The following is a 14585-nucleotide window of genomic DNA, read 5'->3' on the forward strand; positions in this document are numbered from 1 at the left end:
GGACATGACCATGCTGATCCGCCACTTCAGGCGCCACAAGCTCCCTGCCCGTTCCGGTCTTCCGGGGCGGGCGGGCAAGACTGGAGCCAGATCGATAAAGGGCTCCGACGTGGCGCTTCTGATGCTGGCCGCCCTGCTGGTTGCGGCCGCTCTCTACAAACTGATTTTCGGCCAGAGCTTCTGATCGGAACCGATTTCGATTCACAGAGGGTGCGGTTGGGGAGGGGAATTTCGTTCGCGGAAAACCCCTCCCGCCTGCCGGCCACCCTCCCCACAAGGGGGGAGGGTTAAGAGCGCGGCGCCCGCCCCCATTCAATAATTGTCTCAAACGCTGGAGTTCTCTTATGAGCCAGGCAAAATCCGTGAGCATCCTCGATGCCCGCATTCTCATTCCGGCCTTCGGCGCGGCTTTCAAGAAGCTGAACCCGAAGGCGCTTGCCAAGAACCCCGTGATGTTCGTCGTCGCCACGGTTTCGGTTCTGACCACCGTCCTCTTCATCCGCGATCTCGTGACCGGCGGCAGCAATCTCGGCTTCTCGTTCCAGATCAACCTGTGGCTCTGGTTCACGGTGCTGTTTGCCAATTTCGCCGAAGCGGTCGCGGAAGGCCGCGGCAAGGCGCAGGCCGATTCCCTGCGCAAGGCGCGCACTGAAACCCAGGCCAAGTTGCTGACCGCCAACAATGGCAGCGGCTACCGCATGGTGCCGGGAACCAGCCTGAAGGTGGGCGATCTTGTGCTGGTCGAGGCTGGAGATATCATCCCCTCCGACGGCGAAGTGATCGAAGGCGTTGCCTCGGTCAACGAGGCGGCGATCACCGGTGAGTCCGCGCCCGTCATCCGTGAATCGGGCGGCGACCGCTCGGCTGTCACTGGCGGCACGCAGGTGCTGTCCGACTGGATACGCGTGCGCATCACGGCGGCTGCCGGCTCGACCTTCATCGACCGGATGATCGCGCTCGTCGAAGGTGCCGAGCGGCAGAAGACGCCGAACGAGATCGCGCTCAACATCCTGCTTGCCGGCATGACGCTGATCTTCGTGCTTGCCACGGCGACGATCCCGGGCTTTGCGGCCTATGCCGGCGGCTCGATCCCGATCATCGTGCTGGTCGCGCTGTTCGTGACGCTTATCCCGACGACGATCGGCGCGCTTCTCTCGGCGATCGGCATTGCCGGCATGGACCGCCTTGTGCGCTTCAACGTGCTTGCCATGTCGGGCCGCGCGGTTGAAGCAGCCGGCGACGTCGACATTCTGCTTCTCGACAAGACGGGCACGATCACGCTCGGCAACCGCCAGGCGACCGCCTTCCGTCCTGTACGCGGGGTCAGTGAGCAGGAACTGGCCGATGCGGCACAGCTCGCCTCGCTTGCCGACGAGACGCCCGAGGGGCGCTCGATCGTCGTGCTCGCCAAGGAGAAATACGCGATCCGCGGCCGCGACATGACCAGCCTGAAGGCCACCTTCATCCCCTTCACCGCGCAGACCCGCATGAGCGGCGTCGATGTCGAGGGATCGTCGATCCGCAAGGGTGCCGTCGATGCGGTGCTCTCCTATGTCGACGGTGGTTCCGCCATCGCCTCGGGCAACACGGCGATCGCGCTGCGCTCGAACTCCGACACGGTGCGCGAACTGCAGGCCATTGCCGACGAGATCGCCAAGGCAGGCGGCACGCCGCTTGCCGTTGCCCGCGACGGTCGCCTGCTCGGCGTCATCCAGCTGAAGGATATCGTCAAGGGCGGCATCCGCGAGCGTTTCGCGGAACTGCGCCGCATGGGCATTCGCACCGTCATGGTGACCGGCGACAACCCGATGACAGCGGCGGCAATTGCGGCCGAAGCCGGCGTCGACGATTTCCTGGCGCAGGCGACGCCTGAGAACAAGCTGGCGCTGATCCGCGAGGAGCAGGCCAAGGGCAAGCTGGTCGCCATGTGCGGCGACGGCACCAACGACGCGCCGGCGCTGGCGCAATCGGATGTCGGCGTTGCCATGAACACCGGCACCGTGGCCGCCCGCGAGGCCGGCAACATGGTCGATCTCGACAGCGACCCGACGAAGCTCATCGAGATCGTCGAGATCGGCAAGCAGCTCCTGATGACGCGCGGCGCGCTGACGACGTTTTCGATCGCCAATGACGTCGCCAAGTATTTCGCGATCATCCCGGCGATGTTCCTGACCTTCTATCCGCAGCTGACGGCGCTCAACGTCATGGGCCTGTCGACGCCGCAGAGCGCCATTCTCTCGGCGATCATCTTCAACGCGTTGATCATCATCGCGCTGATCCCGCTATCGCTGCGCGGCGTGCGCTATCGGCCGATTGGCGCCGGCGCGCTGCTGTCCCGCAACCTGTTGATCTACGGCCTGGGCGGCATCGTCGTTCCGTTCGTCGCCATCAAGGCGATCGACATGGCGATATCAGCCATCGGCCTCGTCTAAGGAGTTATGTCCATGCTCAAGCAACTTCGTCCCGCGATCGTGATGATCGTCGCCACCACAGCCATCACCGGCCTCGTCTATCCGCTCGCCATGACGGGCGCCGCGCAGGCGCTGTTTCCCGCCCAGGCGAACGGCAGCCTGATCGAGAAGGACGGCAAGGTCATCGGCTCGTCGCTGATCGGCCAGGCCTTCACCGGCGAGCAGTATTTCCACGGTCGCCCGTCGGCGGCCGGCGACGGCTACAATGCGGCAAGCTCCAGCGGCTCCAACCTCGGCCCGACCAGCAGCAAGCTGATCGACCGGGTGAAGGCCGACTACGAGGCCGCCAAGGCCAGCAACCCGAACGCGCCCGTGCCGGCCGACCTCGTCACCGCGTCGGGCAGCGGTCTTGACCCGCACATCTCGCCGGATGCCGCCTACTTCCAGGTACCGCGCGTTGCCAAGGCGCGCGGTCTGGACGAGGCCAAGGTGAAGACGCTGGTGGATGGCGCTGTCGAGGGTCGGGAGCTTGGTTTTCTCGGAGAGCCGGCGGTCAATGTTCTCAAGTTGAACCAGAGGCTTGATGCTTCTATGAGTGAGTGAAACAGCCAGAGCCCCCCTCACCCGGCCTCCGCTGCGCTCGGCCACCCTCTCCCCGAGGGGAGAGGAGAACCGCAGGCGTCGCGGCTCCTCCCTTCTCCCCCACGAGGAGAAGGTGGCCCGAAGGGTTCAGGTGCAACAAGTTGCACAAGGGATGAGGGGGCCGCTTGCGCCGACCGCCAGGAAAGAACAACACCGCATGCCAGACGACAACCGCGAACAGGCCGGACGGCCCTCGCCCGAGGCGCTTCTTGAAAAAGCGCGGGCGGAAACGCGTGGGCGGTTGAAGATCTTTCTGGGGGCAGCGCCCGGCGTCGGGAAGACTTATGAGATGCTGGCCTCCGGGCGCGCGAAGATCGCCGATGGCGTCGATGTGGTGGTTGGTGTCGTCGAGACGCATGGCCGCAAGGAGACGCAGGCGATGCTTGCGGGCTTCGAGATCGTGCCGCGCGTGGCGGTCGACTACCGGGGCCGGCGGCTGGAGGAGATGGATATCGACGCCATCATCGCCCGCAAGCCCGACCTCGTGCTGGTCGATGAACTCGCCCACTCCAATGCGGAGGGCAGCCGGCATCCGAAGCGCTATCTCGACGTCAAAGAACTGCTGGATCGCGGCATCGACGTCTATTCGACGCTCAACATCCAGCACGTCGAGAGCCTGAACGACGTCGTCTCGCAGATCACCCGCATCAGGGTGCGCGAGACGGTGCCGGACAAGGTGATCGACATGGCCGACGATGTCGAGATCATCGATCTTACGCCCGACGACCTGATCAAGCGTCTTCATGACGGCAAGGTCTACATGGCCAATACCGCCGAACGGGCGCTGACCAACTATTTCACGCCGGGCAACCTGACGGCGCTGCGAGAGCTGGCGCTTCGGCGCACGGCGCAGCGGGTGGACGACCAGCTTCTGAACCACATGCAGGCGCATGCGATCTCCGGCCCGTGGGCCGCGAGCGAGCGCGTGCTGGTCTCGGTCGATCACCATCCGGCCTCGGCGTCTCTGGTGCGCTATGCCGCACGCATGGCCTCGCGGCTGAGGGCGCCCTGGGCCGCGGTCTATGTCGAGACCAACCGCTCGATCAACCTCAGCGAGGGCGAGCGCGACACACTGGCCGCCAATCTGCGGCTGGCCGAACAGCTCGGCGGCGAGGCGATCACCGTTCCGGGGCGCGAGACCTCGGAAGAGCTGATCCGCTACGCCGCCTCCAACAACGTCACCCACATCGTGATCGGCGCGCCAAAACAGCCGACATGGCGGGAGTGGTTCTCACCGTCTGCCGCCGACCTCCTGATCCGCAAGGCGGGCGATATCAGCGTTCACGTCATTTCGGGCGACGAGCAGAAGGGTGGTGCGCAACGCGGCGTCAAGGCGGCGACGGCGCGTCCAGCCTTCGATCTGCGCGCCTATCTGCTGGCGGTCGTCTATGTCGCGATCGCGCTTGTCGCCGGCATCGTTCTCGACCAGGTGCTCGACGTGCGCAATCTGGCCCTGGTGTTCTTGATGGCGGTGCTGACCTCGGCGGTGCTGCACGGGCTGAGGCCGGCACTGTTTTCCTGCCTGCTCGGCGCCTTCGCCTTCAACTTCTTCTTCCTGCCACCGCGCTACACGCTGACGATCAGCGATCCTGAGAGCGTGCTGGCGCTGTTTTTCTTCCTCGGCGTGGCGATCGTCGCCAGCAACCTGACGGCGACGGTGCAGCGGCAGGCATCCGCGGCGCGGCAGCGGGCGCGCACGACCGAGGATCTCTATCTTTTCTCTAAGAAACTGGCCGGCACCGGCACGCTTGACGACGTGCTCTGGGCGACCGCCTTCCAGCTGGCCTCGATGCTGCGGGTGCGGGTCGTGCTGCTTTTGCCCGAGAACGGGACGATCGCGGTCAGGGCCGGCTATCCGCCTGATGATACGCTTGACGATGCAGACATCGCGGCCGCGCGCTGGGCCTGGGAGCACAACCACGCCGCCGGGCGCGGCGCAGACACGCTGCCCGGCGCCAAGCGGCTTTATGTGCCGCTGCGCACCGGACGCGCCGCCGTCGGCGTGATCGGGCTCGACAGCGACCGCCGCGACGGGCCGCTTCTGACGCCGGAGCAGCAGAGATTGCTGGACGCGCTGGCGGACCAGGCCGCCCTTGCGATCGAGCGTATCCAGCTGGTGGCCGACGTCGACCAGGCGAAGCTCGCCGCCGAGGCCGACCGGCTGCGCTCGGCGCTGCTGACCTCGATTTCGCACGACCTGAAGACTCCGCTTGCCGCTGTGCTCGGCGCCTCAACCACGCTGCGCGACTATTTCGCCTCGATGAGCGAGGAGGATCGCAAGGATCTGCTTTCTACCGTGGTCGACGAATCCGAGCGGCTGAACCGCTTCATCGCCAATCTGCTCGACATGACCCGGATCGAATCCGGGGCGATGGAGCCGAATTCGGCGCTGCACGATGTCGGCGACATCGTCGGCAGCGCGCTTCGCCGCGCTGCCAAAATCCTGGCGCATCACGGCGTGCACGTGACCATTCCGGCGGACCTGCCGACCGTGCGGGTCGATCCCGTTCTCTTCGAGCAGGTGCTGTTCAATCTCATCGACAACGCCGCGAAATACGCGCCCGAGGGTTCGACCGTTGAGATCAAGGGATGGGCCAACAATGGCATCGTGACCGGCGATGTGATGGTTCAGGTCGCTGACAGCGGCCCGGGCATTCCTGATAATGATCTCGACCGCGTGTTCGACACTTTCTACCGGGTGCGCAAGGGCGACCAGGTGCGGGCCGGCACTGGGCTTGGCCTGTCCATCTGCCGCGGCTTCGTCGAGGCGATGGGCGGCACCATCTCTGCTGCAAACCGGCCCGACCGATCGGGTGCCGTCTTCACCATCAGGCTGCCTCGCCCGCAAGAGATCACGAATGACATCACGAAGCTGGAAGATATGAAATGACCGGTTCGCCCGTGAAGATCCTCGTCGTCGACGACGAGCCCCCTATCCGCAAGCTTTTGCGCGTCGGCCTGACGGCGCAGGGATACGAGGTGCATGAAGCGCCGGATGCGGCGACCGCGCGCGCGCTTGCAAGCGAGGTCGGCCCCGATCTCATCGTGCTCGACCTCGGCCTTCCCGACACGCCGGGCCACGCGCTGCTCGGCGAATGGCGCGAACAGGGGCTGACGACACCGGTCGTGATCCTTTCCAGCCGCACCGATGAAGGCGGGATCGTCAAGGCGCTGGAGACGGGCGCGGACGATTACGTAACCAAGCCCTTCGGCATGAACGAGCTCGGCGCCCGCATCCGCGTGGCGCTGCGCCACCGGTTGCAGCAGCAGGGCGAGAAGGCGGTGTTTCGCACCGGCGGACTATCGATCGACCTCGTCAAGCGGATCGTCAAGGTCGACGAACGCGAGATCAAGCTGTCGCCGAAGGAGTACGATATCCTGCGGGTATTGGCGCAATATTCCGGCAAGGTGCTGACGCATCAATTCATGCTGAAGCAGATCTGGGGACCGGCAGCGGATGTGCAGTATCTGCGCGTCTATGTGCGCCAGCTGAGGCAAAAGATCGAGGCCACGCCCGACCAGCCGCAATACATCACCACCGAAACCGGCGTCGGCTACCGGCTGCGCGAGGCCGACCTGCCTGCAACCGAAAGTGCTTCACCAGACGGCCGATGAGGGATAGAGCAGTGATCGGTTGATACAGAAGAATGGACCGCATCATGACCGATACCGTTACCGACCGCTTCCTGCGCTATGTCGTCATCGACACGCAATCCGACCCGCAATCGCCGAGCCAGCCCTCCACCGAGAAGCAGAAGAACCTCGGGCGTGTGCTGGTCGGGGAACTGTTGGCGATCGGCCTTTCGGACGCGCATCTGGACGAGCACGGCTATATCTACGCGACCATTCCTGGGAATACCGACAAGCAGGTGCCCGTCATCTGCTTCTGCTCGCATATGGACACGGCGCCCGATTTCAGCGGCACCAACGTCAAGCCGCAGATCCTGCGCAACTACGAGGGCGGCGATATCCGTCTGGCTGCTGATACGCAGCAGGTGATCCGGGTGAGCGAGCATCCGGAGCTTAAGAACCAGATCGGCAACGACATCATCACGACGGATGGAACGACGCTGCTCGGCGCCGACGACAAGGCGGGGATCGCCGAAATCATGACGGCAGCTCAGTTCCTCGTTTCCAATCCCGATATCAAGCATGGCACGATCAAGATCCTGTTCACGCCGGACGAGGAGATCGGCCGCGGCGTGGACAAGGTGGACCTGAGGAAGCTCGGTGCCGATTTCGCCTACACGATGGATGGTTCAACGGCCGGGCATATCGAGGACGAGACGTTTTCGGCCGATGGTGTCGAGATCGCCATCCAGGGTGTCGCCATCCATCCCGGTTTCGCCAAGGGGAAGATGGAAAATGCCATCAAGATAGCCGGCGCGATCATCGACCGGTTGCCGAAGGATATCGGCCCCGAGACGACCTCGGGCCGGCAGGGCTTCATTCATCCGACCGGCTTTACCGGCTCGATGGAAAAGGCCGAGATCGGGCTGATCATCCGCGATTTCGACAATGCGGGACTGACGGCCAAGGAAGAGATGCTGGAAGCGATCGTAAAGGACGTGATGTCGGGCTATCCGGGTTCGACCTACACGTTCGAGGTCAAGCAGCAGTATCGCAACATGAAGGAAGTGGTCGATCGCCACCCTGATATCGTCGAAAATGCCGTCGAGGGCATCCGACGCGCCGGGATGGACCCGAAGCGCGGCAGCATTCGCGGCGGCACCGACGGCTCGCGTCTCTCCTTCATGGGCCTGCCCTGCCCCAACATCTTCGCCGGCGGTCACGCGTTTCATTCCCCGCTGGAATGGGTGAGCCGCCAGGATATGGAGCGGGCGGCCAAGACGATCGTCGAGATCGCCAAGGTTTGGGAGGAGCGGGCGTAAGCGCCCGCGCATCAATCTCACCGCAATGAAAAATGCCGGACGTCACCGCCCGGCATTTTATTATCCCCGCAGACCCGGCGCTTCCTGGCCGGTGCGCTCGACGTACTCTGTATAGCCGCCGCCGTACTGGTGGATGCCATCGGGCGTCAGCTCCAGCACGCGGTTGGACAGCGCCGCCAGGAAGTGGCGGTCGTGGCTGACGAAGAGCATGGTGCCTTCGTATTGCGACAGCGCCTTGATCAGCATTTCCTTGGTGTCGAGATCCAAGTGGTTGGTCGGCTCGTCGAGGACGAGCAGGTTGGGCGGGTCGAACAGCATCTTGGCCATGACCAGACGCGCCTTTTCGCCACCGGAGAGAACCCGGCACTTCTTTTCGACATCGTCGCCGGAAAAGCCGAAGCAGCCGGCGAGCGCGCGAAGCGGTGCCTGGCCGGCCAGCGGGAATGAATCTTCCAGCCATTCGAGAACCGTGCGTTCGCCATCGAGCAGGTCCATGGCGTGCTGGGCGAAATAGCCGAGCTTGACGCTGGCGCCGAGAGCAACCGTGCCCTGATCCGGCTCGGTGGAGCCCGTCACCAGCTTCAGCAGCGTCGACTTGCCGGCGCCGTTGATGCCCATGATGCACCAGCGCTCCTTGCGGCGAACCATGAAGTCGAGGCCTTCATAGATCGCGCGGCTGCCGTACTTCTTGTGGACGTTCTTCAGGTTGATCACGTCTTCGCCGGAGCGCGGCGCGGGAAGGAACTCAAAGGCGACCGACTGGCGGCGCTTGGGCGGCTCGACGCGGTCGATCTTTTCCAGCTTCTTGACGCGGCTCTGGACCTGCGAGGCATGTGAGGCGCGTGCCTTGAAGCGTTCGATGAACTTGATTTCCTTGGCAAGCATGGCCTGCTGGCGCTCGAACTGCGCCTGCTGCTGCTTCTCGTTCTGGGCGCGCTGCTGCTCGTAGAAGGCATAGTCGCCGGAATAGGAGGTGAGCTGGCCGCCATCGATCTCGATGATCTTGCCGACGATGCGGTTCATGAACTCGCGGTCGTGCGATGTCATCAAAAGCGCGCCGTCATAGTTCTTCAGGAATTCTTCCAGCCAGATCAGGCTTTCGAGATCCAAGTGGTTGCTCGGCTCGTCGAGCAGCATGACATCAGGGCGCATCAACAGGATGCGGGCGAGCGCGACGCGCATCTTCCAGCCGCCAGAGAGGCCGCCGACATCGCCATCCATCATTTCCTGGGTGAAGCTCAGGCCATCGAGCACTTCGCGAGCGCGGCCCTCGAGCGCGTAGCCGTCCAGCTCCTCGTAGCGCGCCTGCACCTCGCCATAGCGCTCGATGATGCGATCCATCTCGTCGAGCTTGTCGGGATCGACCATCTCGGCTTCGAGTTCGCGCAACTCGGCGGCGACAACGCTGACGGGGCCGGCGCCTTCCATGACCTCGGCCACGGCGCTGCGGCCGGACATTTCGCCGACATCCTGGTTGAAGTAGCCGATCGTGACACCCTTTTCACCGGCGACATTGCCCTCATCGGGCTGCTCCTCGCCTGTGATCATGCGGAAGAGCGTCGTCTTGCCGGCGCCGTTCGGGCCGACGAGGCCGATCTTCTCGCCCTTGTTGAGCGCCGCCGAGGCCTCGATGAAGAGGATGCGGTGGCTGTTCTGCTTGCTGATATTTTCGATGCGGATCATGGGAAGCGTGGTCCAAAACAGGTTTTCGGCGCCCTTATGCCACGCAACACCTGAGATGTCGCCCGTTTTCCGCAGTGCACCAAATGTTCGCTTAGGACCGTTTCCCTGTGGTGACATCGCCGTGGGACTTCCAAACATCAGACGGCACTGATACGTTCCATATTTGTTCCCGAGTCGCGCTTTTGCCGCGACGCGTATGCTAGAGGCTGAAGAATAGATGCAGGCGGCGGCCTATCTCGAGAAACTGAACGAACGGCAGCGTCTTGCCGTGGAGCATGGGGTCGGTCAGGGACCGGATACGACGGGCGGTCCGCTTCTGATCATCGCCGGCGCCGGATCGGGCAAGACCAACACGCTGGCGCACCGGGTGGCGCATCTGATCGTCAATGGCGCCGATCCGCGCCGCATCCTGTTGATGACCTTCTCGCGCAGGGCGGCGTCCGAGATGGCGCGGCGGGTGGAGCGCATCTGCCGGCAGGTGCTCGGCGCCAATTCCGCCGTGATGACCGACGCGCTGACCTGGGCCGGCACCTTCCACGGGATCGGCGCGCGACTGCTCCGCATCTATGCAGAGCAGATCGGCCTCAATGTCGATTTCACCATCCACGACCGGGAAGACAGCGCCGACCTGATGAACCTCATCCGGCACGAGCTCGGCTTCTCCAAGACCGAAAGCCGGTTTCCGACCAAGGGCACGTGCCTCGCGATCTATTCGCGCACGGTCAATTCCGAGACGCCGCTCTCCGAGGTGTTGAAGACCTGGTATCCGTGGGTGGCGACCTGGGAAGAGCAGTTGCGCGAACTGTTTGCCTGCTATGTCGAGGCCAAGCAGGCACAGAACGTGCTCGATTACGACGACCTGCTGCTCTACTGGGCGCAGATGGTGAGCGACCCGGAACTGGCAGCCGATATCGGCGGGCGTTTCGACCATGTGATGGTGGACGAGTACCAGGATACCAACCGGCTGCAATCCTCCGTGCTTATGGCGCTGAAGCCTGGCGGGCGGGGCTTAACCGTCGTCGGCGACGACGCGCAATCCATTTACTCCTTCCGGGCGGCGACGATCCGCAACATTCTCGACTTCCCGAAAACCTTTGAGCCGCCGGCCGACATCATCACGCTCGACCGCAACTATCGTTCGACGACGACGATCCTTGCTGCCGCCAACGGCGTTATCGAGCTGGCGCGCGAGCGCTTCACCAAGAACCTCTGGACCGACCGGCAATCCGAAGAGCGGCCGAAGCTCTTGACCGTCAAGGACGAGAACGAGCAGGCAAACTACATCGTCGAGCAGGTGCTCGCCAACCGCGAAGTGGGTATGACGCTGAAGCAGCAGGCGGTGCTGTTTCGCACCTCCTCGCACAGCGGTCCGCTCGAAGTGGAGCTGACGCGGCGCAACATTCCCTTCGTCAAGTTCGGCGGGCTGAAATTCCTGGATTCGGCGCATGTGAAAGACATGCTGGCGATCCTGCGCTTTGCGCAGAACCCGCGCGACCGGGTCTCCGGCTTCCGCCTGTTGAAGATGCTGCCGGGGATCGGGCCGCAGACGGCGGGCAAGATCCTCGACACGATCGCCGCCGACCCCGAGCCGCTGATGGCGCTCGCCGAAATCCCGCCGCCGGCCAAGACCGGCGAAAGCTGGCCGGCACTGGTGCAACTGCTGGAAGGATTGCGCAAGGCGAACGGGCCGTGGCCCGCCGAGATCGCGCAGGCGCGCGAATGGTACGAGCCGCATCTCGACCGCATCCACGAAGACGCCGACACCCGCAAGGCCGATCTGTTGCAGCTCGAGCAGATCGCATCAGGCTATGCCAACCGCGAACGCTTCCTCACCGAACTGACGCTCGACCCACCCGACGCCACCAGCGACCAGGCCGGCGTGCCGCTGCTCGACGAGGATTATCTGATCCTCTCCACCATCCATTCGGCCAAGGGGCAGGAATGGCGGGCGGTGTTCATGCTGAACGTCGTCGACGGCTGCATCCCCTCCGACCTCGCCGTCGGCACGACGCAGGAGATCGAGGAGGAACGCCGTCTGCTCTATGTCGGCATGACGCGCGCCAAGGACAATCTGACGCTGATCACCCCGCAACGCTTCTTCACCAGCGGCCAGCACGGCCAGGGCGACCGGCACGTCTATGCATCGCGCACGCGGTTCATTCCGGTGACGCTGCTGCAATATTTCGAGACGGCGGCATGGCCTGTCGTGGTCGCGACGCCTTCGGAGCGGAGTACGCAGCAGATAAGGGTGGATGTGGCGGCGCGGATGCGGACGATGTGGCGGTAGGGTAGGTTTGGGGTGGTCAGTCGGCGTTATGCCTGAAGCCCCCTCATCCGCATGCCGGCACCTTCTCCCCGTTGGGGAGAAGAGACTCGGGTTGGGCCGCTTGCGCCGACCTCCCCTTCGCCCCAACGGGGAGAAGGTGGCCCGAAGGGTCGGATGAGGGGGCTCCGGGCACTGAGTCTGCCAGCTAATTATTTGATGTCGCTTAGATTTGGCGTATTGCCGTGGGTTACCCCCCTCTGCCCTGCCGGGCATCTCCCCCACAGGTGGGGAGATTGGCTGGGCTTAACCGCTCGCATCCACCTCAACGTTTGGCGTAAACCTCTCTGCGAGTCGATCTCCCCCCTTGTGGGGGAGATGTCCGGCAGGACAGAGGGGGGTGTCACGCGGCACAACACCCAACACCGTCCCACTCAAGCAGCCAACCGCATCCTTACATCTCCCGCCAACGTCTTCATCCGCTCCAGCGGCGCATGGCCGATCAGCATGAAGGCGTGGGCCTTATCCGACCAGTAGACGACGTTCATGCCCTTGCGGGCTTCGACGTCGGGCGGCTGGACACCGTTGTCGGAGCGGACGATGCAGAGTGCTAGGGGTCCCGTCTCGGGGTCGAGATAGGCGAGCTGGGCGAGTGGCTGGTCGTCATATTGCAGGAGCAGCGCGCGCTTGAAATCGACGCCCTGCAGCGCGATCGCTTCCGGAGAGAGGCGCAGGCCGAGCCTTGCTTCGACGGCCGACAGCTGACCGACCTGCGACGTAAGCGAGGGCACCGGGCCGGCCAGTGTTTCGGGCGTGTAGAGCGCGATGTAGTCGGCGACGGTCGCGCGCCATTCGCTGCTTTCATCGGTGGCGGCAAGCTGCCGGCTGAGCCCGATGAAGGCGCGGTCGGCGATGACGCCGGCCACCAGGCAGGCGGCGAGTGCGCCGAGGAAGCGACGGCGGATGGGGGCCGGCGTTGCCGATGGTGCGGCGGAGAGGCGCGAGAGGATGGCTTCGAGCTCGGCCTTCGGCGCCTGAGCGAGCAGCGGATCGAAGGCCTGCGCGAAGGGCAGGCTGGCGCGGGACAGGAACTCGAGGCGGGCGGCCAGCTCGGCGTCCATTTCCAGGAGTGCTTCGAGACGCGCGGCTTCCGCGGATGGCAGTTCGCCGTCGAGATAGGCGGTCAGCTCCTCATCGGAGGGGATCGTGGTCTTGTCGGTCATCGTCCGCCCTCCTCTTTCAGATTGCCGGCCAGGGTCGCGCGGGCGGCGGCGAGCCGGCTCATGACGGTGCCGATCGGAATATCGAGCACGGCGGCCACCTCCTTGTAGGACAGGCCCTCGACATAGGCCAGGAAGACCGCGGCACGTTGCGCATCGGGCAGCGCGCCAACGAGACGAAGCACCTGAGCGGCCATGACATGCGTCTCCGTTTCGCGCGCACCATCGACGACGAGCACCTGCTCGGCGTCGACGAAGCCCTGCCCTTCGCGGACCCGCCGCGAGCGGATTTCATTGAGCCAGATCGAATGCAGAATGGCAAACAGCCAGCGGTCGAGCCTTGTGCCCACTTGAAACTGCGTGGCCCTCTCCAGAGCGCGCACGCAGGTCTGCTGCACCAGATCGTCGGCCACGTCGCGGCGATGCGAGAGCACGAGACCATAGCGCCAGAGCCGCGACAGGTTTTCCGTCAGACCGCTCCTGATATCGGATTCGCTTGCGATGGCCGCCTCCGCCACGGGGTTTGCCGAAGACCGCACCGGGCGAGCCGGCGCGGTCTTGTTGGCGTGACTATAGGCAGGAAATGTCGTGTAAGCGACGACCATCGGCATGTTCCTCGTCACATTATCGGGTGTTCTCGCGCGTTAAAGCGTGTCGCGATCCTTCGGATTCGCTCGCCACGCTTTAAGTCTTTGTTTTGTCGCATGTCGGTGCCGCAAAACCGCTGCACACTTTTGCGCGACATGCTTTAGATCTTCGACGGATTGGTGATCGCTTCGTTGAGATCGCGATATTCCTCGCAAGACGTGCCGCACAGCGTCTTGATGGTGCCGAGCTGCTCCTTGGCGAGATCGATGCGGCCCTTGATGACATAAGCTTCGCCGAGATATTCGCGGACCTTTGCATATTGCGGATCGAGCTGGACCGACTTCAGATAGTAGCCAATGCCTTCATCCGTGCGTCCGAGCTTACGCGTTGCGTAGCCGCGGTAGTTCAGCGCCTCGGCGGTGTTCTGGTCCTTCAGCGTGTCGAGCATGGCCAGCGCCTCGTCGTAACGGCCTGCCTTGGCGAGCGAATAGGCGTATTCGGTGCGGTTGTCGTCGGTGATGTTGGCGCCCGACTGCTTGACGCATTTCTGCGTCTTCTTGTCATAGACCTCACCCTTCTTGCAGGTCGGCGTGGTGGCGCCGCCGCTATCATCGCCGCCGGCGGCGAAAGCAGGGGCGGTGAACGCGAAGGCGGCGATCGCGCCGCTGATGAGGACGGATGCAATTCGGGAGGTTGCTGAGGTCATGATGTATCTCCTTCGGGACAATGTCTGAGACGCGGTTGGTCTTGAGGACAGGGTTGCGGCGAATGAACACCGCAGCCGGCGGGTTTATTCGGCGCGTGCCGCGATTTTTCCGATCACCGTTTCGTGAGAGCCAGCGGCGAATAAAGCGCGGGCTGGCGTGTTTGCTCCGCGTGCGCCGGG

11 protein-coding genes are annotated in these 14585 nt (G+C 64.0%); 7 read left to right on the plus strand and 4 right to left on the minus strand.

Annotation, left to right across the window (positions count from 1 at the left end):
* The first annotated feature begins 10 nt into the window (after nt 1-10).
* From AC1DOG_RS07315 to pepT, 6 genes are all read left to right on the plus strand, one after another.
* Nucleotides 11-184 carry a hypothetical protein gene (locus AC1DOG_RS07315; protein ID WP_162726921.1) on the plus strand — a complete coding sequence of 58 codons (174 nt, stop codon included), beginning with the start codon at nt 11-13 and terminating at the stop codon, nt 182-184.
* Nucleotides 185-344: 160 nt separating this feature from the next.
* Nucleotides 345-2432 (plus strand): potassium-transporting ATPase subunit KdpB, encoded by a 2088-nt coding sequence (kdpB, locus tag AC1DOG_RS07320; protein WP_477927235.1) that lies wholly within the window; start codon nt 345-347, stop codon nt 2430-2432.
* Nucleotides 2433-2444: 12 nt separating this feature from the next.
* Complete coding sequence (kdpC, locus tag AC1DOG_RS07325; RefSeq protein WP_477927236.1) at nt 2445-3014, plus strand: potassium-transporting ATPase subunit KdpC; 570 nt, start codon at nt 2445-2447, stop codon at nt 3012-3014.
* 196 nt (nt 3015-3210) lie between these two features.
* Nucleotides 3211-5943, plus strand: a complete 2733-nt coding sequence (locus AC1DOG_RS07330) for a DUF4118 domain-containing protein (protein ID WP_477927237.1) — start codon at nt 3211-3213, stop codon at nt 5941-5943.
* Nucleotides 5940-6668 (plus strand): response regulator transcription factor, encoded by a 729-nt coding sequence (locus tag AC1DOG_RS07335; RefSeq protein WP_477927238.1) that lies wholly within the window; start codon nt 5940-5942, stop codon nt 6666-6668. The genes AC1DOG_RS07330 and AC1DOG_RS07335 overlap by 4 nt, the downstream gene beginning before the upstream one ends.
* 44 nt (nt 6669-6712) lie before the next feature.
* Nucleotides 6713-7945, plus strand: coding sequence for a peptidase T (gene pepT, locus AC1DOG_RS07340; protein WP_477927239.1), 1233 nt, complete (start codon nt 6713-6715; stop codon nt 7943-7945).
* Between the two features lie 60 nt (nt 7946-8005).
* Here pepT and AC1DOG_RS07345 read toward each other — a convergent pair whose 3' ends face one another.
* Nucleotides 8006-9628: an ABC-F family ATP-binding cassette domain-containing protein gene (locus AC1DOG_RS07345; RefSeq protein WP_477927240.1), complete on the minus strand. Its 1623-nt coding sequence runs from the start codon at nt 9626-9628 to the stop codon at nt 8006-8008.
* Nucleotides 9629-9845: 217 nt separating this feature from the next.
* Between AC1DOG_RS07345 and AC1DOG_RS07350 the strand changes: the two genes are divergently transcribed.
* Nucleotides 9846-11915 carry an ATP-dependent helicase gene (locus AC1DOG_RS07350; protein ID WP_477927241.1) on the plus strand — a complete coding sequence of 690 codons (2070 nt, stop codon included), beginning with the start codon at nt 9846-9848 and terminating at the stop codon, nt 11913-11915.
* A 410-nt stretch (nt 11916-12325) separates the two neighbouring features.
* Here AC1DOG_RS07350 and AC1DOG_RS07355 read toward each other — a convergent pair whose 3' ends face one another.
* The 3 genes from AC1DOG_RS07355 to AC1DOG_RS07365 form a co-directional block, all read right to left on the minus strand.
* A complete protein-coding gene (locus AC1DOG_RS07355) occupies nt 12326-13114 on the minus strand; it encodes an anti-sigma factor family protein (RefSeq protein ID WP_477927242.1) in 789 nt (262 codons plus the stop codon).
* Nucleotides 13111-13716 (minus strand): RNA polymerase sigma factor, encoded by a 606-nt coding sequence (locus AC1DOG_RS07360; RefSeq protein WP_477927243.1) that lies wholly within the window; start codon nt 13714-13716, stop codon nt 13111-13113. The genes AC1DOG_RS07355 and AC1DOG_RS07360 overlap by 4 nt, the downstream gene beginning before the upstream one ends.
* A gap of 143 nt (nt 13717-13859) precedes the next feature.
* Entirely contained in the window at nt 13860-14405 is a 546-nt protein-coding gene (locus AC1DOG_RS07365) for a tetratricopeptide repeat protein (protein ID WP_477927244.1), read from the minus strand.
* Nucleotides 14406-14585: the final 180 nt, after the last annotated feature.

Source organism: Rhizobium sp. 01N48, assembly GCF_056399145.1.